The organism is Desulfocurvus sp. DL1XJH-121, from assembly GCF_054819825.1.
Window position 1 is genome coordinate 303,414 of record NZ_JBTVWW010000001.1, and the last position, 24,015, is coordinate 327,428.

The 24,015-nt window shown below is 68.6% G+C and carries 23 protein-coding genes; 18 read left to right on the plus strand and 5 right to left on the minus strand.

Annotation, left to right across the window (positions count from 1 at the left end; translation table 11 throughout):
* Positions 1-84 precede the first annotated feature (84 nt).
* The 13 genes from ACYYG1_RS01430 to lon all read left to right on the plus strand — a co-directional run bounded on the left by ACYYG1_RS01430 (position 85) and on the right by lon (position 12,818).
* Positions 85-555 carry a deoxycytidylate deaminase gene (locus tag ACYYG1_RS01430; protein WP_461208486.1) on the plus strand — a complete coding sequence of 157 codons (471 nt, stop codon included), beginning with the start codon at positions 85-87 and terminating at the stop codon, positions 553-555.
* A 16-nt stretch (positions 556-571) separates the two neighbouring features.
* Positions 572-1,672 (plus strand): bifunctional diaminohydroxyphosphoribosylaminopyrimidine deaminase/5-amino-6-(5-phosphoribosylamino)uracil reductase RibD, encoded by a 1,101-nt coding sequence (gene ribD, locus ACYYG1_RS01435; protein ID WP_461208510.1) that lies wholly within the window; start codon positions 572-574, stop codon positions 1,670-1,672.
* Positions 1,673-1,674: 2 nt separating this feature from the next.
* Positions 1,675-2,325 (plus strand): riboflavin synthase, encoded by a 651-nt coding sequence (locus ACYYG1_RS01440; RefSeq protein ID WP_461208487.1) that lies wholly within the window; start codon positions 1,675-1,677, stop codon positions 2,323-2,325.
* A gap of 45 nt (positions 2,326-2,370) precedes the next feature.
* The gene (locus ACYYG1_RS01445; protein WP_461208488.1) at positions 2,371-3,588 is read left to right on the plus strand and encodes a bifunctional 3,4-dihydroxy-2-butanone-4-phosphate synthase/GTP cyclohydrolase II; all 1,218 of its coding nucleotides are present in this window, start codon (positions 2,371-2,373) and stop codon (positions 3,586-3,588) included.
* A 45-nt stretch (positions 3,589-3,633) separates the two neighbouring features.
* Positions 3,634-4,104, plus strand: a complete 471-nt coding sequence (gene ribH / locus ACYYG1_RS01450) for a 6,7-dimethyl-8-ribityllumazine synthase (RefSeq protein WP_461208489.1) — start codon at positions 3,634-3,636, stop codon at positions 4,102-4,104.
* A gap of 1 nt (position 4,105) precedes the next feature.
* Positions 4,106-4,579 (plus strand): transcription antitermination factor NusB, encoded by a 474-nt coding sequence (nusB, locus tag ACYYG1_RS01455; protein WP_461208511.1) that lies wholly within the window; start codon positions 4,106-4,108, stop codon positions 4,577-4,579.
* Positions 4,566-5,084, plus strand: a complete 519-nt coding sequence (locus ACYYG1_RS01460) for a hypothetical protein (protein ID WP_461208490.1) — start codon at positions 4,566-4,568, stop codon at positions 5,082-5,084. The genes nusB and ACYYG1_RS01460 overlap by 14 nt, the downstream gene beginning before the upstream one ends.
* Positions 5,085-5,095: 11 nt before the next feature.
* Positions 5,096-7,600: a leucine--tRNA ligase gene (gene leuS, locus ACYYG1_RS01465; protein WP_461208491.1), complete on the plus strand. Its 2,505-nt coding sequence runs from the start codon at positions 5,096-5,098 to the stop codon at positions 7,598-7,600.
* A 1-nt stretch (position 7,601) separates the two neighbouring features.
* Positions 7,602-8,099 carry an LPS assembly lipoprotein LptE gene (gene lptE / locus ACYYG1_RS01470; RefSeq protein ID WP_461208492.1) on the plus strand — a complete coding sequence of 166 codons (498 nt, stop codon included), beginning with the start codon at positions 7,602-7,604 and terminating at the stop codon, positions 8,097-8,099.
* 17 nt (positions 8,100-8,116) lie between these two features.
* Positions 8,117-9,097, plus strand: coding sequence for a DNA polymerase III subunit delta (gene holA / locus ACYYG1_RS01475; RefSeq protein ID WP_461208493.1), 981 nt, complete (start codon positions 8,117-8,119; stop codon positions 9,095-9,097).
* Between the two features lie 137 nt (positions 9,098-9,234).
* Positions 9,235-9,918, plus strand: coding sequence for a JAB domain-containing protein (locus tag ACYYG1_RS01480; protein WP_461208494.1), 684 nt, complete (start codon positions 9,235-9,237; stop codon positions 9,916-9,918).
* 35 nt (positions 9,919-9,953) lie between these two features.
* Positions 9,954-10,229 carry an acylphosphatase gene (locus ACYYG1_RS01485; protein WP_461208495.1) on the plus strand — a complete coding sequence of 92 codons (276 nt, stop codon included), beginning with the start codon at positions 9,954-9,956 and terminating at the stop codon, positions 10,227-10,229.
* A gap of 111 nt (positions 10,230-10,340) precedes the next feature.
* Positions 10,341-12,818, plus strand: a complete 2,478-nt coding sequence (gene lon / locus ACYYG1_RS01490) for an endopeptidase La (protein ID WP_461208496.1) — start codon at positions 10,341-10,343, stop codon at positions 12,816-12,818.
* A 77-nt stretch (positions 12,819-12,895) separates the two neighbouring features.
* On the opposite strand, the gene ACYYG1_RS01495 is transcribed toward lon, so the two are convergent.
* Positions 12,896-13,168: a hypothetical protein gene (locus ACYYG1_RS01495; protein WP_461208497.1), complete on the minus strand. Its 273-nt coding sequence runs from the start codon at positions 13,166-13,168 to the stop codon at positions 12,896-12,898.
* Positions 13,169-13,543: 375 nt separating this feature from the next.
* Between ACYYG1_RS01495 and ACYYG1_RS01500 the strand changes: the two genes are divergently transcribed.
* Entirely contained in the window at positions 13,544-15,793 is a 2,250-nt protein-coding gene (locus ACYYG1_RS01500; RefSeq protein ID WP_461208498.1) for a DUF3536 domain-containing protein, read from the plus strand.
* Between the two features lie 157 nt (positions 15,794-15,950).
* Here ACYYG1_RS01500 and ACYYG1_RS01505 read toward each other — a convergent pair whose 3' ends face one another.
* Genes ACYYG1_RS01505 through ACYYG1_RS01515 form a run of 3 tightly spaced genes read right to left on the minus strand, consistent with a single transcriptional unit; the run spans position 15,951 to position 17,976 of the window.
* Positions 15,951-16,157 (minus strand): SlyX family protein, encoded by a 207-nt coding sequence (locus ACYYG1_RS01505; protein WP_461208499.1) that lies wholly within the window; start codon positions 16,155-16,157, stop codon positions 15,951-15,953.
* Between the two features lie 29 nt (positions 16,158-16,186).
* Positions 16,187-17,536, minus strand: coding sequence for a methylenetetrahydrofolate--tRNA-(uracil(54)-C(5))-methyltransferase (FADH(2)-oxidizing) TrmFO (trmFO, locus tag ACYYG1_RS01510; RefSeq protein WP_461208512.1), 1,350 nt, complete (start codon positions 17,534-17,536; stop codon positions 16,187-16,189).
* On the minus strand, positions 17,533-17,976 hold the full coding sequence (locus tag ACYYG1_RS01515; protein WP_461208500.1) for a DUF3795 domain-containing protein: 444 nt from the start codon (positions 17,974-17,976) through the stop codon (positions 17,533-17,535). The genes trmFO and ACYYG1_RS01515 overlap by 4 nt, the downstream gene beginning before the upstream one ends.
* 83 nt (positions 17,977-18,059) lie before the next feature.
* Between ACYYG1_RS01515 and ACYYG1_RS01520 the strand changes: the two genes are divergently transcribed.
* The 4 genes from ACYYG1_RS01520 (at position 18,060) to ACYYG1_RS01535 (ending at position 20,974) form a co-directional block, all read left to right on the plus strand.
* A complete protein-coding gene (locus tag ACYYG1_RS01520) occupies positions 18,060-19,022 on the plus strand; it encodes an ABC transporter ATP-binding protein (protein WP_461208501.1) in 963 nt (320 codons plus the stop codon).
* 52 nt (positions 19,023-19,074) lie between these two features.
* On the plus strand, positions 19,075-19,560 hold the full coding sequence (locus ACYYG1_RS01525) for a hypothetical protein (protein WP_461208502.1): 486 nt from the start codon (positions 19,075-19,077) through the stop codon (positions 19,558-19,560).
* A 72-nt stretch (positions 19,561-19,632) separates the two neighbouring features.
* The gene (locus ACYYG1_RS01530; protein ID WP_461208503.1) at positions 19,633-20,217 is read left to right on the plus strand and encodes a hypothetical protein; all 585 of its coding nucleotides are present in this window, start codon (positions 19,633-19,635) and stop codon (positions 20,215-20,217) included.
* 88 nt (positions 20,218-20,305) lie between these two features.
* The gene (locus ACYYG1_RS01535; RefSeq protein ID WP_461208504.1) at positions 20,306-20,974 is read left to right on the plus strand and encodes a DUF2238 domain-containing protein; all 669 of its coding nucleotides are present in this window, start codon (positions 20,306-20,308) and stop codon (positions 20,972-20,974) included.
* Positions 20,975-21,064: 90 nt separating this feature from the next.
* Here the strand turns inward: ACYYG1_RS01535 and ACYYG1_RS01540 are convergent, their stop codons facing one another.
* Entirely contained in the window at positions 21,065-23,704 is a 2,640-nt protein-coding gene (locus ACYYG1_RS01540) for a M16 family metallopeptidase (RefSeq protein WP_461208505.1), read from the minus strand.
* Positions 23,705-24,015 lie beyond the last annotated feature (311 nt).

The following is a 24,015-nucleotide window of genomic DNA, read 5'->3' on the forward strand; positions in this document are numbered from 1 at the left end:
GGGGTCCTTGTTTCCCGCGGCCCCGGCCGCCTTCGCGGCATTGACATCAGACCACGGCGGCCCCCCGCCTCGGTGGAAGCGACCATGAGCAGCACTCCCAAGCCCGCCCGCATGTCCTGGCCCGACTACTTCATGGGCATCACCTACCTGGTGGCCGAACGCTCCACCTGCACCCGCCGCAAGGTCGGGGCCATCGCGGTGCGCGACAAGCGCATCCTGGCCACGGGCTACAACGGCGCGCCCTCGGACACGGCCCACTGCCTGGACGTGGGCTGCCTGCGCGAGCAACTGGGCGTGCCCTCGGGCCAGCGCCACGAGATCTGCCGCGGCCTGCACGCCGAACAGAACGTCATCATCCAGGCCGCCCTGCACGGCGTGAGCATCAAGGGCGCGGACCTCTACTGCACCACCCAGCCCTGCCTGATCTGCACCAAGATGCTCATCAACGCCCAGGTGCGAAACGTGTTCTTCACCGAAGCCTACCCGGACGAACTCGCCGAGCGGATGATGGACGAGTCGGGAGTGAACTTTGCCAAGCTCGACTATCAGCCCTAGCGCCCGCTCCCGCTTCATGCGCCACGCCGCCGAACTGGCCGTGCGCGGGCGCGGCCCCACCGCGCCGAACCCCTGCGTGGGCGCGGTGCTGGTGCGCGACGGGCTGGTGGTGGCCGAAGGCTGGCACGAGCGCTACGGCGGGCCCCACGCCGAGGTCAACTGCCTGGCCAACGCCCGCGAGCGCGGTGTGGACCCGGGGGACTGCGCCCTGTTCGTGACGCTGGAGCCCTGCAACCACCAGGGCAAGACCCCGCCCTGCTCCAAGGCCGTGTACAAGGCCGGGGTGCGCGAGGTCTACGTCGGGGCCATGGACCCCACGCCCCAGGCGGGCGGCGGCGCGGCCTGGCTGGCCGAGCGCGGGGTGGCGGTGCACACGGGCGTGGAAGAGGGCCTCTGCCGGGACCTCATCGCGGACTTCCTGGCCTGGCAGGCCACGGACAGGCCCTACGTGTACCTCAAGCTGGCCTCCACCCTGGACGGGCGCATCGCCACGCGCAGCGGCCATTCCAAGTGGATCACCTGCCCCGAGTCCCGGGCCGAGGTCCACGCCCTCAGGGCCCTGTGCGGCGCTGTCATCGTGGGCGGGGGCACCTTCCGGGCCGACGACCCGCGCCTGAACGTGCGCCGCGACGACGTCAAGGGCGCCGACCCCCTGGCCGTGGTGGTCACCGGAAACCTGCCCGAGGCCAGGGCCGATTTTTTCCTGCTGCGCGAGAGGCCCACGGAGACCATCTTCTGGACCACCCGGGAGGCCGCCGCCTCGGACGCGGCCCGGGCCCTGGAAAAGCGCGGCGTGCGCGTCTGGGCCCTGCCCGGAGCGCGCGGAGGCGGCCTGGACCTGGCCGAGGGCCTGGCCCGGCTGCGCACGGAGTGCGGCGTGTGGCACGCCCTTTGCGAGGGGGGCGGAAACCTTGCCTTGCGCTTCGTGGAAAGCGGGCTTATGGACGAGTTTCAGCTGTACGTGGCCCCGAAAATACTGGGCGACGAACAGGCCGCGCCCCTGTTTTCGGGGCGCGCCCCCGAGACCATGGACCAGGCCCTGGGCCTGCGCCTGGCCGACGTGCGCATGAGCGGGGAGGACACCCTGCTGACCCTGCGCCCGGCCCGTGAGGACTAGCGATGTTCACGGGACTCATCGAATGCACCGGCGCGGTGCTGGCCCTGGAAAACAGGGGGCATGAGACGCGGCTGCGCATCGCGGCCCCGGAACTCGCGCCCTTCGTGCACGGCGAGAGCATCGCCGTGAATGGGGCCTGCCTCACGGTGGAGAGTTCCGGCCCGGACTGGTTCGCGGCCTACGCCAGCGCCGAGACCATGGGCCGCACAAGCCTGGGCGGCCTGCGCACGGGCTCCGTCGTGAACCTGGAGCGGGCCCTGGCCCTGGGCGACCGCCTGGGCGGGCACCTGGTTTCCGGGCACGTGGACTGCGTGGCCGAGGTCACCGGCGTGTCCCCGGCGGGCGAGTCAAAGCGCTTCGAGCTGCGCTTCCCCGCGGCCTACGGCCCGCAGGTCATCGAAAAGGGCTCCGTGGCCCTGGACGGCATCAGCCTGACGGTGAACGACTGCGGCCCGGACCGGCTCTCGGTGAACATCATCCCCGAGACCCAGCGGGCCACCACTATCCGGGACTGGGCCCCGGGGCGCAAGGTGAACATGGAGACGGACTTGATCGGCAAGTACGTGCAGCGTATGGTTTCCCCTTGGGCCGGGTCCGGCGAAACGCCCGCCAGCGACATCACCGAAGAATTTCTCCGCAAAAACGGCTTCTAGCACACATCGGAAAGCCCAAAGCCAGCAATCATAAAAGAGGTAGAAGTGAGTACGCCCATCATCTCGGCCGAAGAGGCCATTGAGGAAATACGCCAAGGGCGCATGATCATCCTGGTGGACGACGAGGACCGCGAGAACGAGGGCGACCTGACCATCGCCGCGGAATTCGCCACCCCCGAGGTCATCAACTTCATGGCCACCCACGGCCGCGGATTGATCTGCCTGTCCATGGCCCCGCCCCTGGTGGAGCGCCTGGGCCTGCCCATGATGACCACCAAGAACGAGTCCGGGTTCGGAACGCCGTTCACCGTGTCCATCGAGGCGCGCCACGGCGTGACCACGGGCATCTCGGCCTACGACCGCTCCACGACCATCCTCACGGCCATCAAGGACGACGTACGCCCCGAGGACATCGTGACCCCGGGCCACATCTTCCCGCTCAAGGCCAACCCCGGCGGCGTGCTCGCGCGCACGGGCCAGACCGAGGGCAGCGTGGATCTGGCGCACCTGGCGGGGCTCAAGCCCGCCGGCGTGATCTGCGAGGTCATGCGCGAGGACGGGAACATGGCCCGCATGCCCGACCTCGTCGAATTCGCCAACAAGCACAATCTCAAGATCGCCACCATCCGCGACCTCATCGAATACCGCATGAAGTTCGGCAACCTGGCCGTGGACCGCGTGGCCGAGGCCAGCCTGCCCACCTGCTTCGGCGGCACCTTCAAGGCCATCGCCTACTACTCCGATGTGGACAGGAAGGAGCATCTGGCCCTGGTCAAGGGCGAGATTTCCCCGGACAAGCCCACCCTGGTGCGCGTGCACAGCGAATGCCTCACCGGCGACGTTCTGGGCAGCATGCGTTGCGACTGCGGCGGCCAGCTGCAGACGGCCATGAACATGATCGCCGAGGAAGGCGAGGGCGTGCTCCTGTACATGCGCCAGGAGGGCCGAGGCATCGGCCTGTGCAACAAGATCCGCGCCTACGCCCTGCAGGACGAGGGCCTGGACACGGTGGAGGCCAACCAGCGTCTGGGGTTCAAGGCCGACATGCGAGACTACGGCATCGGGGCCCAGATCCTGGTGTCGCTGGGCGTGCGCAAGATGCGGCTGATGACCAACAACCCCAAGAAGATGGTGGGCCTCGAGGGCTACGGCCTGGAAATCGTGGAACGCGTGCCCATCGAGATGAAGTCCTGCGAGTGGAACTACCACTACCTGGAGACCAAGAAGAACAAGCTCGGGCACATCCTGAAGCTGGAGAAGTAACGCGGCCCGCCGCGCAAAGCACAAGCCTTTCCACGGGAGACGAACATGACCCAAGTTAAGACCATCGAAGGAAAATACGACGCGCAGGGCCTGTCCATCGCCATCGTGGCCTGCCGCTTCAACGATTTCATCGTGGACCGCCTGGTGGGCGGTGCCGTGGACTACCTATGCCGCAACGGCGCGGCCAAGGAGAACCTGACGCTGGTGCGCATCCCCGGTGCCTTCGAGATGCCGCTGGCCGCCCGCAAGCTAGCCGCCGGCGGCAAGTACGACGCGGTCATCTGCCTGGGCGCGGTGATCCGCGGGGCCACCCCGCACTTCGACTTCGTGTCCAGCGAGTCCGCCAAGGGCATCGCCCAGGCCATGCTGGACACGGGCGTGCCCATCGGCTTCGGGCTCCTGACCACGGACACCCTGGAGCAGGCCATCGAGCGCGCCGGCTCGAAAGCCGGAAACAAGGGCGTGGAAGCCGCCTCGGCCGCCCTGGAGATGGTCCGGGTCATGGAGCAGATCTAAGATTATGACCCAGCAGAAGAAGGGGGGCCGCCGCACGGGCCGCAGACGCGCCTTCGAGGTGCTCTACGGCCTGGGCTTCGTTCCCGCGGACAGCATGGAAGAGTTGCGCCGGGCCTTTGAACTGGCCCCGCGCCGCAGCGAGGAGGAGGAGGCCGCCGAGCCCTGCCCCAGCCGCGAGGAATTCGCCTGGAAACTGGTTTCCGGGACCTGGAGCGGCATGGACGACATCGACGCGACCATCACCCGTTTCTCCCAGCACTGGAAGATCCAGCGCATCGCCAAGGTGGAACTGACCATCCTCAGGCTGGCGCTGTTCGAGATGCTGCACCTGGACGACGTGCCTCTCAAGGTGACCATCAACGAAGCCGTGGAGCTGGCCAAGCGCTTCGGCGACGACAACTCGAAAAACTTCGTCAACGGCATCCTGGACGCCGTGGCGAAAGCCATAGAAAATGGTGAACTTGGGGTTCATTAAGGACGCTTCCCAGTGCCCGCAACGGGCCCCCAGGGTCTACCTGCGACGCCACGGCCTGGCCGGGCCGCCCACCATCCGGGCCTGGTCCGACAAACGGGCCAGCGGCGTCGAGTTGCGCTGGGAAGCGGCGGGCCGGGATCCGCGGGCCTGGGCCGACACGATGGCGGCGACCATCGCGGACCTGGGCTGGCGGCGCTGGTGGCTGGACACCCAGAGCCTGGCCGAAGCCTTGGGCGCGCCCACGGCCAAGGCCCTGGCGGATTGGGGCATGGCCTTCTGGCCCTGCTACCGCAAGGTGGCCTCGGTCTACCTGCGCATCGGCGACGAGGGCCGCGAGGCCACGGCCGAGGTGGTCCGGACCTGGGAAAAGGCGTTCACCCACGTCCGCTTCAACGAGCGCCTGGACATCCACGGGATCGAGGCCCGGCGCATCGAGGAACTGAGGAACAAGCCCGTGCGCCGCACGCTGGCCAAGGTCCTTCCCGCACTGTTCAAAAGCCTGTAAAGGGAACAGATATGTCACAACCTGGATACGTACCGGAATCTATTGAGACCAAATGGCAACAGGTCTGGGACCAGAAGAACATCTTCCAGGTCTCGCCCGATCCGGACAGGAAAAAATATTACGTCCTGGAGATGTTCCCCTACCCCTCCGGGCGCATCCACATGGGCCACGTGCGCAACTACTCCATCGGCGACGTGGTGGCCCGCTTCCAGCGCATGCGCGGCTTCAACGTGCTGCACCCCATGGGCTGGGACGCCTTCGGCCTGCCCGCCGAGAACGCGGCCATCAAGCACGACACCCACCCGGCCAAGTGGACCTACGAAAACATCGACACCATGCGCGTCCAGCTGAAGCGCCTGGGCTATTCCTACGACTGGGAACGCGAGATCGCCACCTGCCACCCGGACTACTACCGCTGGGAGCAGCTCTTCTTCCTCAAGCTCATGGAAAAGGGCTTGGTCTACCGCAAGAAGTCCCCGGTGAACTGGTGCCCCAGCTGCCACACCGTGCTGGCCAACGAGCAGGTGGAGGAAGGCCTGTGCTGGCGTTGCGACTCCGTGGTGGAGCAGCGCGAGCTGGAGCAGTGGTTCCTGCGCATCACCGACTACGCCGACGAGCTCCTGGACAACCTGGACAACATGCCCGGCTGGCCCGAACGCGTGCTGACCATGCAGCGCAACTGGATCGGCCGCAGCTACGGCTCGGAGCTGGAATTCTCCGTCGACGGTCTGGACGAGAACGTGGCCGTGTTCACCACCAGGCCCGACACCCTGTACGGGGCCACCTTCATGAGCCTGGCCGCCGAGCATCCCCTGGTGGAGAAGCTCATGGCCGCCTGCGACGACCCCGCGCGGGTCGAGGAGGTCCAGGCCTTCGTGGCCAAGGTCCGCAACATGGACCGCATCGTGCGCGGGGCCGAGGACCTGGAAAAGGAGGGCGTGTTCACGGGCGCTTGGTGCGTGAACCCGGTGACCGGCCTGCGCATGCCCATCTACGTGGCCAACTTCGTGCTCATGGGCTACGGCACGGGCGCGGTCATGGCTGTCCCGGCCCACGACCAGCGCGATTTCGAATTCGCCAAAAAGTACGACCTGCCCATGACCGTGGTCATCCAGCCCAAGGGCGAGACCCTGGCCCCGGCCACCATGACCGAGGCCTACACCGCCCCGGGCGTGCTGGTGAACTCCGGGACCTTCGACGGCATGGACAACGAGGCCGCCAAGGAGGCCGTCACCGACCACCTGGCCGAGCAGAACCTGGGCAAGAAGACCGTGAACTACCGCCTGCGCGACTGGAACGTCTCGCGCCAGCGCTACTGGGGCGCGCCCATTCCCGTGGTCTACTGCGAGAAATGCGGCATGCAGCCCGTGGCCGAGTCCGACCTGCCCGTGCGCCTGCCCCTGGACGTGCGCACCCGCGAGGACGGCAAGAGCCCCCTGCCCGAGACCGAGAGCTTCCTGGCCGCCACCTGCCCCAAATGCGGCGGCCCGGCCCGGCGCGAGACCGACACCATGGACACCTTCATGGAGTCCTCCTGGTATTTCCTGCGCTACGCCTGCGCCCGCGACGAGGAGCACGGCCTGAACCCCGAGGACGTCAAGTACTGGCTGAACGTGGACCAGTACATCGGCGGCATCGAGCACGCCATCCTGCACCTCCTCTACTCGCGGTTCTACGTCAAGGCCCTGCGCGACCTGGGCTACGTGGACCTGGACGAGCCCTTCGCGAACCTCTTGACCCAGGGCATGGTGCTCATGGACGGGGCCAAGATGTCCAAGTCCAAGGGCAACGTGGTGGACCCCGACGAGATGATCCGCCGCTACGGCGCGGACACCACCCGCCTGTTCTGCCTGTTCGCGGCCCCGCCGGAAAAGGACCTGGAATGGAGCGACCAGGGCGTGGAGGGGGCCTCCCGCTTCCTGAACCGCCTCTGGCGGCTGGTGGAGGAGCTCGAGCCCGCGCTCTCGCCCGTGGGCCCCTGCGCGGCCATGGACGGGGTGTCCCTGTCCGAGGAGGCCAAGGATCTCCGGCGCAAGGAGCACGCCACCGTCAAGAAGGTGCTCCACGACATCTCCTCCAACTTCCAGTTCAACACGGCCATCGCCGCGGTCATGGAGTTGGTCAACGCCATGTACCTGGCCAAGGACGCCCTGGCCGGGACCGAGGACGGCCGCCGCGTGCTGTCCTCGGCCATCAGCTCGACCCTCACGGTGCTCTCGCCCGTGGCCCCGCACATCTGCGAGGAGTTGTGGTCGCGCATGGGATATGAGACCCTTCTGTCCCAGGCTTCCTGGCCGGCCCACGACGAGGCCGCCCTGGCCGTGGACGAGGTCACCGTGGTGGTGCAGGTCAACGGCAAACTCCGTGGCCGGATCACCGTGGCCGTGGACGCGGCCAAGACCGACGTGGAACAGGCCGCCCTGGCCGAGGCCAACGTGGCCAAGCACATCCAGGGCCAGACGGTGCGCAAGGTCATCGTCATCCCCGGCAAACTCGTCAACGTTGTGGTGGGATAGCATGAAAAGGCTCCTCGCTCTCGCGGCCCTGGTCCTGGCTCTGGCCCTCTCGGCCTGCGCCGGATACAGCATCACGTCCAAGGACGGCGGCACCCTGGCCCTGGCTCCGGAATACCGCACCCTGTTCCTGAAGAGCGTGGAGAACCCCACCCTCAAGCCCGGAGTCTCGGCGGATCTGCGCTCGCGCCTGCGCGACGAATTCTCGCGACGCGGCGGCATCACCTGGGTGGACCGCGACAAGGCCGCGGCCTACCTGCACGTGAAGGTCGTATCCTTCACCACCTCGGCGGCCATCACCGACGAGGACGACGAGACCCTGAAGTCCAGCGCATCCATCTCCATGGAGGCCTGGATCACCAAGAAGTCCGACGGCAGCGAGCTGTGGCGCGGCGCGGCCTCGCACAGCGAGACCTTCCTCACGGACCGCGAGCAGGCCGAGGAGGACGTCATCGAGCACGCGGCCCGCAAGCTGGCCGACAGGCTGAGCCAGAACTACTAATCACGGCACGAGGCGCCATGTCAGACAGGCCCGGATTCTCCTTTCTGCTCTGCCCGGACCCGGAGCTCGTCCGCCTGGAACTCGAATCCCTGGTGCGGCGCCACGGCCAGGGCCGGGACTTCGACCGCCGCGTGCACTGGGCGGACGAGGACCTCTCCGACGCCTTCTGGCAGGACCTGACCATCCCCGATCTCATGGGCACCCCGCGCCTGGTGGTGGTGCGCCGGGCCAACGCCCTGTTGAAGGAGGGCTGGGACAAGCTGACCTCGGCCCTGTCCAGCTTCAACGCCCAGATCTGGCCCGTGTTCTGCCTGGAATCCGGGCCGGACAAGAAGGGCCAGATGAAGCCCCCGGCCGTGCTGGCCAAGCAGAAATACTGGCCCGTGGCCGAAAAGCGCGGCTGGGTCTGGACCAGCCCGGGGCTGACCCCGGCCACCATGGGCCGCTTCATCAAGGACTTCGCCGCCCGCCACGAGCTGGCCATTCCCCCGGCCACGGCCCGGGCCCTGGCCGACGCCCTGCCCCAGGACGCGGTGGGCGCGGGCAACGAGCTGCACAAGATCCTGCTGGCCGGCGGGGAAACCCGCGAGGTCAAACCCGAGCACGTCGCCCTGGTCTCCCACCAGGCGGACATGGACGTCTTCGCCTTCATCGCCTCCATCCTGGACGGCCGCTCCCCGGAGAAGGTCTGGAAAAAGGTCTTCGACAACCGGCTCGCGCCCTCCACGGACAGCATCTTCTTCGCCTTCCTGGCGCTCATCACCCGCGAGGCCCGCACCCTCTGGGAGCTGGCCCAGGGCGAAGCCCCCTCGGCCTGGGTCCGCCGCTCGGACCTGGACGACAAGACCCGCCTGGCCAAACGCCTGGGCCCCACGCGCCTGGCCCGCATCTGGGACCTGGTGCTGGAGGCCGAATTCGGGGTCAAGACCGGACAGCGGACGCCGGAACAGGCCTTCGAGGCGGTCGTGGGCGGCCTGTTCAGCCTTCTAAAAGCCTGAAAAAGCCCCCTATGCGGGCATATGCCCCTCCCGTGCGTTGCCAGCGCGGCCGCAAGCGGATACAACTCCAAGTTATCTGCGGATAGGTTGCATATTTTCGCCACTTCCCCTTGCCCAGGATGTGATCCGGTTCTATTATGGACAGTAAGAAGCACTATCAGGGACACAGGCAGCGGCTGCGCAAGCGGCTGGAACGCTCGCCCAGGGACCTGGCGGACTACGAGGTCCTGGAACTGCTGCTCGGCTACGTGCTGGCCCGCCAGGACACCAAGCCCCTGGCCAAGGCCCTGCTGGAGCGCTTCGGCACCCTGGGCGAGGTGTTCGCGGCCCGGCCCGAGGACCTGCGCCATGTCAAGGGCTTCGGCCCGTCCCTGGCCAGCTTCTGGGTGCTCTGGAAGGAGACCTGGGCCCGGCTGTCCGAGGCGCCGCTGTGCAGGCGGTGCACCCTGGACAACCCCCAGGCCGTGGCCCAGATGGCCATGGCCCGGCTGGGGTCCATGACCAAGGAGGAATTCTGGATCGCGCTGGTGGACGCCAAGAACCGGCTCCTGGCCTGGGAGCGCGTCAGCCAGGGCACCGTTGACAAGGCGACGGTGTACATCAGGGAGGTCCTGGCCCTGGCCCTGGCCTTCGACGCCTCGGGCCTGATCCTGGTGCACAACCACCCCGGGGGCGGCCTGGGGCCGTCCCGAGACGACCTGGAACTGACCCGGCGCGTCGTCGCGGCGGCGGACACCCTGGGGATACGCCTCCTGGACCACCTCATCGTGGCCGGGAACGCCTTTCTCAGCTTCGAGGCCGAGGGCTTGTTGGCAAGGTAGGATCCCGGACGCAACCCCCAAGGGAGGAGAGTGCCATGATTCGCAGTCTGCAATGCGTCGTCACCGGCAACGTCCAGATGGTGGCCTTCAGGGCCTGGATTTCCGACCAGGCCCGCAGCCTCGGCGTCAAGGGCTGGGCGCGCAACCTGGCCGACGGCACCGTGGAAGTGCTGGCCCAGGGCGACGAGGCGGCCGTGCTGGAGCTCAAGAAGAGGCTGATCGCGGGCTCGCCCCTGTCCAAGGTCCAGGACGTGGCCTGCAAGTGGATCGACTACGACAAGGAACACACGGAATTTCAGATCAGGACGTAGTCGGGGACCTGAAACGGACCGCGACGGACCAATACGGACACCGGACGCCCCGGCCCCGCCGGACAGGCGGGCAGGCCGGCGGCGTCCGGACGACCATAGCAAGGAACGCACATGAGCGACGACAAAAACGACCTGACCCCCATGGACTCCATCCTCGTGCTGGGCGACGCCAGCGACGGCGGCATCACCGACGAATCCGGCGAGGACGCGCACGAGCGCGACATCCCCGAGGTGATGCCGGTGCTGCCGGTACGCGACATCGTGGTCTTCAACTACATGATCCTGCCCCTGTTCGTGGGGCGCGACAAATCCGTGGCCGCGGTGGACGCGGCCCTGTCGGGCAACCGCTACATCCTCATCCTGACCCAGAAGGACGAGAAGGTGGACGAGCCCGAGCACGACGACCTGCACCAGGTGGGCACCGTGTGCATGATCATGCGCATGCTGAAGATGCCCGACGGCCGCCTGAAGATCCTGGTCCAGGGCCTGTCCCGGGCCCGGGTGGAGGAGTTCACCTCGGACACCCCCTACCACGCGGCGCGCGTGGAGGTGATCCCCGAGCGCGAAGTCACGGACCTGACCTCCGAGCAGGAGGCCATGGTGCGCGCGGCCAAGGAGCAGAGCGAGCAGATCATGAACCTGCGCGGCATCTCCTCGCCGGACATCCTTGGGGTGCTCTCCAGCGTGGACGAGCCCGGCCGCCTGGCCGACCTCGTGGCCTCCAACCTGCGCATGAAGGTGGCCGACGCCCAGGCCATCCTGGGCTGCACCGACCCGGTGGAGCGCCTGGACCTGGTCAACGCCCAGCTGGCCAAGGAGGTCGAAGTGGCCTCCATGCAGGCCCGCATCCAGTCCGTGGCCCGCGAGGGCATGGACCGGGCCCAGAAGGACTATTTCCTGCGCGAGCAGATGAAGGCCATCCGCCACGAGCTGGGCGAGGGCGCGGACGAGGACGAGGAACTGGACCTCATCCGCGAGGCCCTGGACAAGGCCAACCCGCCCAAGGAGGTGCGCAAGGAGGCGGACAAGCAGCTGTCGCGCCTGGCCTCCATGCACCAGGACTCCTCCGAGGCCACGGTGATCCGCACCTACCTGGACTGGATCACGGAGATGCCCTGGCGCAAGCAGTCCCGCGACCGCCTGGACATCCTCAAGGCCGAGGAAATCCTCAACGAGGACCACTACGACCTGGAGAAGGTCAAGGAGCGGATCCTCGAATACCTGTCCGTGCGCAAGCTGAATCCGAAGATGAAGGGGCCCATCCTCTGCTTCGTGGGCCCTCCGGGCGTGGGCAAGACCAGCCTGGGCCGCTCCATAGCGCGGGCGCTGGGCCGCAAGTTCCACCGCATGTCCCTGGGCGGCATGCGCGACGAGGCCGAGATCCGCGGCCACCGCAGGACCTACATCGGGGCCATGCCCGGGCGCATCGTCCAGGGCATCAAGCTCACGGGAACGCGCAACCCCGTGTTCATGCTCGACGAGGTGGACAAGCTGGGCGCGGACTTCCGGGGCGACCCGTCCTCGGCGCTCCTTGAGGTCCTGGACCCCGAGCAGAACGTGTCCTTCACGGACCATTATCTCAACGTGCCCTTCGACCTCTCCAAGGTCATGTTCATCTGCACGGCCAACACCCTGGACACGGTGCCCGCGCCGCTCTTGGACCGCATGGAGACCATCCGCATCCCGGGCTACACCGAGCACGAGAAGGTCAAGATCGCGCGGCGCTTCATCCTGCCGCGCCAGTGCGAGGAAAACGGGCTCAAGGAGGACGAGGTCCAGCTTTCGGACATCATGCTGGCCAAGGTGGTCAACGGGTACACGCGCGAGGCGGGCCTCAGGAATCTGGAGCGCGAGGTGGGATCGCTGTGCCGCAAGCTGGCCCGGCGCAAGGCCCAGGGCGAGGCGGGGCCCTTCCGCGTCACCGCGCCCTTCATCGAAAAGCATCTCGGACCGCCGCGCCACACCGACGAGGAGCTGGAAAAGGATTTGACCCCGGGCGTGGCCCTGGGCCTGGCCTGGACCCCGTACGGCGGCGAAATCCTGCACATCGAGGTCAGCACCATGCCCGGCAAGGGCAAGCTGATCCTCACCGGGCAGCTGGGCGACGTGATGAAGGAATCGGCCCAGGCCGCCCTGTCCTTCGCGCGCAGCCGCGCCAAGGCCCTGAACCTGGACCCTGACTTCACCGAGAAGCTGGACATCCACGTGCACGTGCCCGCCGGAGCCACGCCCAAGGACGGCCCGTCCGCCGGCGTGACCCTGGTCACGGCCCTGGTCTCGGCCCTCACCGAGCGCCCGGTGGCCGGGGACGTGTGCATGACCGGCGAGGTCACCCTGCGCGGCCGGGTGCTGCCCGTGGGCGGCATCAAGGAGAAGATCCTGGCCGCCGTGTCCCACAACATGCGCCGGGTGCTGATCCCCAAGCAGAACGAGCGCAACCTCGTGGACATCCCCAAGGACCTGCTCCGGCGCATCGAGGTCAAGCCCGTGGAGAACATCGACGAAATCTGGCCCCTGGCCGCCGCCGACCCGAGCAAGCCCGCCAAGGCCTCCAAGAAGCCCAAGGCCGCCGGAAAAAGCGGCAAGTAGGCCAGCCCCCGAGACAACGCAAAGGCCCGCCCCGGACGCATCCGGAGCGGGCCTTTTTTACGCAAAAATGCCGACGGCTATTCGTCGTCCAGGAGTCCCTTTTCGGCGGCGTAGTCCACCAGCTCCACCACGCAGGCCTCGCTGTCCAGGAACAGGTCCACCAGTTCCTCGCGGCCGCGCCCGGCCAGCTTGTCGCGCACGAAGGCGCGCAGGCCCAGGGCCAGGGTCATCTCCATGAGTTCGGGCAGCTTCTGGCCCTCGCTGACGAGCTCGAACAGCCCGCCTTCGAACACGTCCAAGAGTTCCTCGTCGGACAGGTCCATCAATTCCTGGCGTTCATCCTCGGCCATGGGGCACCTCGTGGCAGGGGTTCGGGTTTTGCGGACCGCCCCGCCCGCCGCGCGGGGGGATGCGGATTCCGGTCCGTCAGCCGCTACAGCATGGTGCCCCGCGCGTCAAGAGGACGGTAGCGGACACGCCTGGGCAACGCGTTGAAAAGCATGAAAACCTCTTCCGCAGGCCGTTCCAAAGGTGTGAGATGCGAGGCGCAAGGACAATTCAAGACCGACGCGTACTCCCCGTACGCGAGGGTTTGAATTGTCCGCAGCAACGAAGCAGATTGCACGTTTGGGACGGCCTGCGGCGTGTTGACTTGACGCACCGATGGAGCGAGACTTGCCAATGATCGGCAATCCCGCCCGCCACCGCAGCCCCAGGACGCCGCCATGCCCATGAGCCTCTGCATCCACGGCCATTTCTACCAGCCCCCGCGCGAGGACCCCTGGCTGGGCGAGGTGCTGCCCGAGGGCAGCGCCGCCCCGGGCCTGAACTGGAACGAGCGCATTTGCCGCGAGAGCTACGCGCCCCTGGGCTTCGCCCGGCTCCTGGACGAGGCCGGGGCCGTGCGCGGCATCGTCAACGCCTACGAGTGGATCAGCTTCAACTTCGGGCCCACCCTGCTCTCCTGGATGCAGCGCCGGGCCCCGGAGGTCTACGCCCGGGTGCTGGAGGGCGACCGCGCCTCGCGGGAACGCCTGGGCTTCGGCAACGCCATGGCCCAGGTGCGCCACCACGTGATCATGCCCCTGGCCACGGGGCGCGAGAAACGCCTGGAGACCATCTGGGCCCTGCAGGATTTCGAGGCCCGCTACGGCCGGGCCGCCGACGGCATCTGGCTGGCCGAGACCGCCGTGGACACGGCCACCCTGGAGGTCCTGGCCGAGGCGGGCCTGGCCTACACCGTGCTGGCCCCGCGCCAGGCCCAGGCCGTGGCCGGGCCGGACGGGGCCTGGCGGAACGTGGACGAGGGATCCCTGGACACGCGGCGGCCGTATCTCGTGGAATTGCCCTCGGGCCGCTCCCTGGCCGTGTTCTTCTACGACGGGGGCCTGTCCCAGGCCGTGGCCTTCGAGCGCCTGCTCGACGACGGCGGCGCGTTCTGGGCGCGGGTGCGCTCGGCCCTGGGCGAGGGGCTCCTGTCCCTGGCCACGGACGGCGAGACCTACGGCCACCACTTCAAATTCGGCGAAATGGCCCTGGCCTACGTGCTGGACCAGGCCCGGCGCGACCCGGACCTCGCCCTGACCAACTACGCGGCGCACTTGGCGGCGGACCCGCCCCAATGGCGGGTGCGCGTACATGAGAACTCCTCCTGGAGCTGCGTGCACGGGGTGGAGCGCTGGCGAGCGGACTGCGGCTGCTGCACCGAGGGCCGCCCGGGCTGGAACCAGGCCTGGCGCGCGCCCCTGCGCACGGCCCTGCGCACAGTGAAGGACGCCCTGGACGCGCACTGGGACGAGGCGGCTCCGGCCCTGTTCCGGGACCCCGAGGCCGCGCTGACGGCCTACGGCGCGGTCCTGGCCGGGACCCCGCGCGAGGAATTCGAGGCCCGGGAATTCAAGCCCGGGCTGGACGAAACCGCCCGGGACACGGCCCGGGCGCTGTTGGAGATGCAGCGCCTGGGGCAGGCCTCCTTCGCCTCCTGCGCCTGGTTCTTCGACGACCTGGACCGCATCGAGCCCCTGAACGCCATGGCCAACGCCCTGCGGGCCATGGACCTGGCCGTGGAGACGGGCGCGCCTCCCCTGCAGGAGCGCTTCGCCCGCGATCTGGCCGGGGCCCGCTCCAACGCCACGCGCCGCAACCCCGGCGGCCTGGCCGGGGACGAGCTGTTCCGCGCCCAGGTCCTGGCCCGGCGCGAGACCCGGGCCAGCCTCACGGCCCAGGCCCTGCTCATGGTTTGGGCCCGCAACCGGGGCAAGCTCCAGAGCGACCCCGCCTCCGTGGCCTGGCCCGGGGTGTCCGTGGACCTGGAATTCGGCCCTCCGGACGAGGGGCACACGGCCACGGGCAAGGCCGTTATCCGCGACGCCGCGCACCCGGCGGGCGCCCAAACGGACTTCCAGTGGAAGCCCGCCTCGGGCACCAGCGTGCTGGGCGGGAAATTCCGTTGCGACGGGGACGGGGACTGGCTGGACGCGGAGGACCTGGCCTGGGGCAAGCGCCAGGCCGTGGCCCTGGCCTGGGCCGAAGCGGCCGAGGCCGAGGCCTGGGAACGGGACCTCCTGGCCATGCAGACGGGCGCGGACCTGTTCCTGGATCGCGCCCAGGCCCAGGAGGACCAGAACCAGGCGGAGCGCTGGGCCCGATTCGGCCCGGCCCTGGCCTGGATGTGGATCAGCGGCCAGGCCCACGGGGAACTGCTGGAGGCCTTTCTCAGGCGGCACGCCGCCGCCCACGGGGCCTGCGCCGGGCTCGCCGCGCGCGTCGCGGCCCGGGCCCTGGACATCCTGGCCGCGCCCACGCCGGACTGGGACGCCCTGGAAGCCATGATCGCCCGCGCCAGGGACCTCTGCCCGGACCTGGACTGGTGGGCCGTGCAGAACCGCGCCTGGACGCTCCTGCCCCAGGACCCCGAGGCCGGGCGAGCGGCCCGGCTCCTCGGCTTCTCCTCCGAAGCCCTAGACCAAATCTAGGCGCCCTTCCCGACCCCGCACCCTGCAGCCTCGTGCGGCTGTTCAGAAATGTGCGGATGCAAGGCGCAAGGGAAATGCAAGACCGACGCGTACTCCCCGTACGCGAGGGTTTGCATTTTCCGCAGCAACGCAGCAGACGTGCGTTTATGGACAGCCGCTAATAGTGCGGCGGGGCCTCGTCCGGCGGCTGATCCAGGGTCGACCCGGTCTCCGCAAAGGAGCTCAACTTGGTGGCCACGGCCCGCAGCATGCGCTCGTTCTTGTCGATCTGGCGCTGCTGCTCGGCGATGACGTCGGACAGGTCGTCGATGGTCTTGCCCTGCAGGGCCACGGTCTCTTCCAATGCGATGATGCGGTCTTCCATGGCTCCTCCCGCGTTGACGGTATGCGCGCTCAGACGGCCGCCAGGGCCTCGCCCCGCTCCGCCAGCCAGCGGCCCCAGGCCGCCTCGGCGCGCTCAGCATACAATTCCTTGCGCCTGCGCTTGCCGGCGCGGACGTTCAGGGGCGGCATCAGGCCGAACTGGACGTTGGACGGCTGAAAATCCTTGGCCTCGGTGCGCAGGTGCGACAGCAGCGCGCCCAGGGCAGTCTCCTCGGGCGGCAGGGGCACGGGGCGGCCCGTGAGCCGGCCGGCCAGGTGCAGCCCCAGCCACAGCCCGCAGGCCGCGCTCTCCACATAGCCCTCCACCCCGGTGATTTGCCCGGCCAGGTAGACCCCGGGCCGGGCCCTGAGCTCCAGTTCGGGCGTGAGCACCCGGGGCGCGTCCACGTAGGTGTTGCGGTGGATGCTGCCCAGGCGCTCGAACTCGGCGTGCTCCAGGCCCGGAATCAGGCGAAAGACCCGCTCCTGCTCGGGGTAGGTCAGCTTGGTCTGGAAGCCCACCATGTTCAGGCGCGTCTTCTCGCGGTTCTCGGGCCTGAGCTGGACCACGGCGTGGGCCATCTTCCCGGTACGCGGGTCTTCCAGGCCCACGGGCTTCAGCGGCCCGAAGGTCAGGGTCTTCTCCCCGCGCTCGGCCATGGCCTCGATGGGCAGGCAGCCCTCGAAGTGGATCTCGGTCTCGAACCCGTGGGGCCGGACCTTGTCCGCCGCCATGAGGGCCTGGAAAAAGGCCTGGTACTGCGCCTCGGTCATGGGGCAGTTGAGGTAGTCCTTTTCCTCGGGCTTGTAGCGCGAGGCCCAGAAGCAGACGTCCATATCCACGGAGTCCGCGGCCACGATGGGCGCGATGGCGTCGTAGAAATACAGACGTTCGTCGCCCACGGCCCGGGCCAGGTCCGCGGCCAGCTCGTCCGTGGCCAGGGGCCCGGCCGCCACCACCACGGCCTCGAACCCGGCCAGGGCCGGGTCGTCCAGGGAGGCGATCTCGCGCCGCTCCACCTGGATATGGCCGCTGCCCTCCAGGGCGGCGGTGATGTGGGCGGAGAACCGGTCCCGGTCCACGGCCAAGGCCTTGCCCGCGGGCACGCGCGTGGCCTCGGCCGCCTCCATAACCAGGCTCCCGGCCGCGCGCATCTCGCGCTTGAGCTGGCCCACGGCCGTTTCCGGCTCGTCGGAGCGCAGGGAGTTGGAGCAGACCAGCTCCCCCAGCCCCTCGCTGACGTGCGCCGGGGAAAACCGCCCGGGCTTCATCTCGAAGACCACGCTGCTTAGGCCGTGGCGGGCCAGGGCCCAAGCGCACTCGCACCCGGCCAGGCCGCCGCCGATTATGGCAATTCTCGTTTCGTTCAAAGCGTTCAGTACCTTGGTTTGGCCCGCAGTTCGCCGAGGTAGGCAGTGAAACCCACCTCGCGCAGGCGCTGGTTGTTGGTCCGCCACAGGCCCAGGAGCGAGGGCGGCAGACCCGTTTCATCGCAGGGGAATTCCGGGCATTCGTGGCAGAAGTCCAGGCCGCGCCCGCGCACGCAGTCCCTGACCGCGCACTGGGGCAGCAGGCCGCTGCCCGCCCGGCAGCCCGAGCAGCCGCCGGAACAGAGGCGCTCCAGCACCCGCTCGAAATCCGGGTATCCGGCGAACACGGAATCCATGTCCGCGAAGCCCCGGGCCATCTCCCCGAACCGGCCCAAGGCCGCGCGCAGAGACCTGGCGTGGCGCGCCACAGGGCTGCCCGGATTGTTCAGGCAACGTCCACAATCCAGGCCGCACGAGGCGACCTGCAGCAACAGTTCCCGGCGATTCATTGACAACCCCCCTGGCCGCGGCACAGTATGGGCCCCGGCCCAGAATAACTGTCCCACAATTCCCCAGGCGAGGCAACGGCGCGGTGCAGCCCCTTCTCGACATACGCGGCCTTGAGACCAGCTTCTTCGGCTCCGGCGGCCAGGCCCGCGCCGTGGACGGGGTGACCCTGGACGTGGCGCGCGGCGAGACCCTGGCCGTGGTGGGCGAGTCGGGCTGCGGCAAGACCATGCTGGCCCTGTCCGTGCTGCGCCTGGTGCCCGACCCGCCGGGGCGGATCACGGGCGGGCAGGTGTTCTTCGACGGCCGGAATCTCCTGGCCCTCAGCGAGCGCGAGATGCGCGCCGTGCGCGGCAACCGCATCTCCATGATCTTCCAGGAGCCCATGACCTCCCTGAACCCGGTGTTCAAGGTCGGGGAGCAGATCGCCGAGGCCGTGCGCCTGCACCGGGGCCTGGGCCCGGCCGAGGCCGCCGAGGCCGCCGTGGAGATGCTGCGCCTGGTGGGCATCCCCAACCCGGCCGAGCGCGCCGACGGCTACCCCCACGAGATGAGCGGGGGCATGCGCCAGCGCGTGGTCATCGCCATGGCCCTGGCCTGCGACCCGGAGCTGGTACTGGCCGACGAGCCCACCACCGCCCTGGACGTGACCATCCAGGCCCAGATCCTGGAGCTCATGCTCGGCCTGACCCGGGACAAGGACGCGGCCATCATGCTCATCACCCACGACCTGGGCATCGTGGCCCAGTCCTGCTCGCGCGTGGCCGTGATGTACGCGGGCCGCATCGTGGAGCGCGCCCTGGTGCGCGACCTGTTCAAGGACCCCCTGCATCCCTACACCCAGGGCCTGATGCGCTCCATCCCCCGCCTGGGGGACAAGGGCCACGAGCTGTCCCCGATCCCCGGCATGGTGCCCGGCCTCGCGAACCTGCCGCGGGGCTGCCCCTTCCACCCCCGCTGCGCCCGGGTCATGCCCCGCTGCCGGGAACAGGCCCCGCCCTTTGTGGAGCAGGGCTCGCGGGCCGTGCGCTGCTGGCTGCATACGTAACCCCCGGCAAGGACCCCCCCATGTCCCTTTTCGCCCACAGGAACCACGCGCCATGAGCCTCCTGGCCGTGGACCTGGGCCTGCGCACGGGCCTGGCCCTGTACGGCCGCGACGGGCGGCTGGTCTGGTACCGTTCGCAGAACTACGGCTCCCCCGCGCGCCTGAAGCGCGCGGCCCATGGGGTGCTGCACGGCCTGCCCCAACTGGAGGCCCTGGTGCTGGAAGGCGGCGGGGACTTGGCCGACATCTGGGCCCGCGAAGGCGAGCGGCGCGGCCTCACCGTGCTGGCCATCCACGCCGGGGCCTGGCGCGAGGCCCTGCTCCCGCCCCGGGAGCAGACCTCGGGCGCGCGCGCCAAGCATTTCGCGGACGGCGCGGCCCGGCGTGTCATCGCCTGGTCCGGGGCCCCCAGGCCCACCTCCCTGCGCCACGACGCGGCCGAGGCCATCCTCGTGGGCCTGTGGGCCGTGCTGCACCTGGGCTGGCTTCCGGCCCCGCCCCCCGGATTCGCGCCCACCCGTCCGAGAGATTCCGTCTAGGCTCGCCATTTGCATGGATTTCTCCCGAACTTGCAAACCCGGAAATCCTTTCCGGCTCGGGGGAGCCTTGCAATGAGCATCACAAGCATCGGATACAATACGAACCTGGACGTCCTGGCCGTGAAAACGGATTCCAAGGAAACCGAATGGAAGGAATCCGCCTCCCAGGCCTCGAACAAGTGGATCGACTCCGTGAGCCTCTCGTCCCTCTCGGACAAGCTCGCGCGCCTGGTCCAGGAATCGGGCAGCGGCGACATCGTGGCGGACATGACCGAAGACCTGCAGAAATTGCAGGCCGGATTCGTGGACGCCCTCACCGACCGCCTGGGCGAACAGGGCGTGGACATCACGCAGTCCTTCCTGCTGACCACCGACGACGAGGGCAACATCGTGGTGGACGGCGAGCACCCGGACAAGGAGGCCATCGAGGAGATCCTCAATTCCGACAAGACCCTCAAGGCCGCCTACGAGACCATCGCGGAGCAGGCCGAGCTCCTGGGCAACGTCAAGGGCAACACCCGGTACCAGAGCCTGAACAAGGCGATGTCCGCCTACCAGGACCAGTACAAGAGCCTGCAGAGCATGAGCCTGGTCTTCCTCATGGACATGGAAAACCAGAGCATGACCTCGGGCATGGGGCTGGCGGGCTACCTGTAGCCCCGGGCGATGCGGATCAGCCCCGGTAATCCGGGGCTTCGGGCCCGGGGTTGCGTTCACCGCCCCGGTGGCCGTACCATGGGCGGGTATGAAACGCTTTTCCCCGGAAATCCTGTCCCAACACCTGCCCCACGCCCTGGGCGCGCTGTTCCTCGTCTATTGGGCCGTGCTGGCCGTGGCCCCGGCGGACCGCGCCGTGTGGTGGGCCGAGAACATCCCCGTGGCCGCCGTGGCCGCGCTGCTGGCGCTGACCTGGCGCAAGTTCCGCTTCTCCAACCTGTCCTACGTCCTCATGGCCGTGTGGCTGTTCTGGCACACCATGGGCGGGCACTACACCTTCGCCCACGTGCCTTTCGCCTGGTTCAGCGACCTGTTCGGATTCGAGCGCAACCAGTTCGACCGCGTGGGCCATTTCTCCGTGGGCTTCTACGCCTTCCCCCTGGCCGAATTTCTGCTGCGCAGGCGCTTCTGCGGCCCGGTGACGGCCACCCTCTTCGCCCTGTTCGCCATCATGTCCGTGGCCGCGGGCTACGAGATCATCGAATGGTGGTACGCGGTGCTTAAGGGCGGCAACGCGGGCGTGGAATTCCTGGGCAGCCAGGGCGACGTCTGGGACGCCCAGAAGGACATGCTCATGGACACCCTGGGCGCCATGGCGGCCCTGGTCCTGTATCATCTGGTGCGGCCGCACACACGCATGAACGGCTCCCTGGCCGGGTTCTCCTCGGTGCGGCCCAACCGCCGCAGGAACGCCTGAACGGCCCGCGCCGCCGTCTCTCCCACTCCACAAAAAAGCCCCCGCGCCTGCGCGCGGGGGCCTCGCTTTTCGTCGCCGCCCCAAACCGGGCTAGGGGGTCACGGTGAGGGTGTAGGCCTTGTCCCAGACCAGATACCTGGCGGCCAGGGCCTGCAGGTCCCCCGCCGTGAGGGCCTTGGCCCGCTCGATGTCCTCGCGGTTGCGGTCCAGATCGAAGCCGCGCACCAACAGCCCGGCGGCCTCGCCGGAACGCGAGGACAGGCTCTGGTGGTCGCGGTAGTAGTCGCCCTCCACCAGGTTCTTGGCCCGGTCCACGGCCTCCTCGGACAGGGGCTCGGCGTGCAGGTCGGCCACGGCCTTCTTGAAGCCCGCGATGGCCTGCTCCGTCTTGTCCGGATAGGTGCCGATGTAGAAGGCCAGGAACCCGGTCTCCGGGGCCTGCCAAAGGAAGGCCGTCACGGTGTAGCCCAGGCCCTCTTTGTCGCGCATCTCCAGGAACAGCTTGCCGCCCTGCCCGGCCAGGGCCTGGCGCAGGAGGTCCAGGCCCACGGAATCCTCGTCCCGCGACCCGGGCACCGGGAAGGCCACCACGATGTGCGACTGGTTGCGGTCGGGCATCTGGAGGTTCTTCACGAACTCCTCGCCCCAGGACGGCCTGGCGAAGCTGAAGGGCTCGGCGGGCTGCCCGGCGGCCAGCTCCCCGGCCAGGGCGGTCACGGCCTCGCGGTCGAAGTCGCCGCACACGGCCAGGACCCAGGGCTGGCGGATCTGGCGCTCCCAGAATTCGCGGACCTGCTCCGGGGTGAAGGACGTGACGTCCTCCACGCGGCCCATGTGCAGGTAGGAATACCCGCCGTCGGCATAGAGCATGGGGAAGAGATGCCGGAATGCCAGGCCCGTGGGCTGGTCCTCGCGGCTATGGATGGAGGCGGCCAGCTCGTCCTTGGCCCGCTGCACCTCGCCCGGGGCGAAAACCGGGGCCTTGAGCGTGGTCTTGAACAGGGACAGCAGGTCCCCTGAGAAGCGCGAGGGATAACGCGCGCCCACCACGAACATGTCGCGGCTGGCCGAGGCGGACAGGGAGGCGGCCCGGTCGGAGAGATAGTCCTCGTACTGGGTTGCGCCCAGGTTCCCGGACCCGCGCGTCAGGGAGCGGGCCGTGAGCTCGGCCAGGCCCTGCTCGTCCGGGAAGAGCAGGGAATCGCCGCCCGTGAAGGCCATGGTCATGGAGGTGTAGGGCAGGGTCCCGTCGGGCAGGAGCACCAGGGTGTGCCCGCCGCCCAGGTCCACGGTCTCGGCCTTGCCGCGCGCCCCGGCGGCCAGGCCCGCGCCGGTCTTGGCCCCGGACGGACCCCAGGCCTCGCGCACGCCGCTCGCGAGCGTCTTTTCCAGGCCCCCCGCGTCGCCGCCCTCGGGCACCAGGGCGCTCACGGCCAGGGCGTCGGCCGAGAGATAGGCGCGGGCCAGGGAGTTGAGCTCATCGCGATCCACAGCGCCCAGGGCGTAGAGGTAGTTGTCCTCGGCCTGCATGCCGTTCTCGAAGAACTGGAAATACCCGACCTTGGAGGCCAGGCCGCCGATGGTCTCCTTGGAGGACCGCAGCGAGTCCTCCAGGTTCAGCCGTGCGCGGAACAGCTCCTGGTCCGTGAACTTCGCGGCGTCGAACGCGGCCAGCTCGCCGTTCAGGGCCTTCCAGAACTCGGGCAGCTTGTCCCCGTCCAGGGTGGCGCTGATGTAGAGCACGCCCACCTGGTCCAGGGTCATGGCGTAGGACGAGATGTCGTCCACCAGCCCCAGGTCGTACTTGAACTTGCGGTAGAGGAGCGAGGTGTCGTCCCCGCCCAGAAGGTGCGCCAGGAGGTCCAGGCCCGGGACCTCGGCTGAATGCAGGCCCGGCAGGGGGAAGGCGGCGGCCACGTAGGCCTTGTTCCAGGGGCCGGCCTCCACGTGCACTCGCGGCGCGTCGAAGCCCGGCACGGGCAGCGCGGGCCGGGGCGTGACCTGGCCGTGGTTCTTGAGGTCCCCGAAATACTCCTTCACCTGGGCCACGGCCTGGTCCGGGTCCACCTTGCCCACCACCACGGCCAGCATGGACTGGGGCTGATAGAACTCGTGGATGTAGGCCAGGATGTCGTCGCGGGTGAAGCCCTGCACGGTCTCGCGGTAGCCGATGACGGGCCGCTCGTAGGGCGTGCCCTTCCAGATCAGCGGCTGCATGGTCTTGAAGCGGCGGGCCGAGGGGTTGTCCTCCCCGCGCTCCAGCTCGGCCAGCACGACCTTCTTCTCCCGCTCCAGCTCCTGGGGGTCCAGGGCGGTGTTGAAGATCATGTCCTGGAGCACGGCCAGGCCCAGGGTCCAGCGCTCGGCGGGCAGGTCGATGGTGTACACGGTGTAGTCGAAGCTCGTGGCCGCGTTGAGATAGCCCCCCGCGCCCTCGATGGTCTTGGCCACCTCGCCCGGGGCCCGGCGGCCCGTGCCCTTGAAGACCATGTGCTCCAAGAGATGGCTGATGCCCGCCTGCTTCGGGGTCTCGTAGGCCGCCCCGGCGCGCACGTAGAGCCGCAGCGCCACCACCGGGAAGCGGTCGTCGGGCTGCACCAGCACGGTGAGCCCGTTCTCCAGCTTGGTCAGCACCGGGCCCGCGGGCGCGGATGCGCCGGGCGCGGCCTCAGCAACGGCGGTCATGGCCAGCATCCATAAGGTCATCAACACGATGTATTTGCGAAACATGTTCCGTCACTCCGATTCTCCCGTTGGTCTGTGATGCGCTCCTGCGCCCACGGTCCAGGGCGCGGCAGGGGAAAAAAGACAACCCGAAGAAGGTAAGTCCTGCGGCCCCAAAGGCAAGGGATTTTCGGTCTGAACCGACCACGACAGTGGCTGGCGTAATGTTGACAGGGGCATCACACCTAATCTTTGGCGCATTTTATCGACGATGGGCACGCCTCCCCATAAGCATTAGCAGTGCTGAGATGGTTATCACCTGACAGTAGGCCATGAAATGAGCGTGGTCATGCCGCCCTTGGTTGGGGTACGGCTGG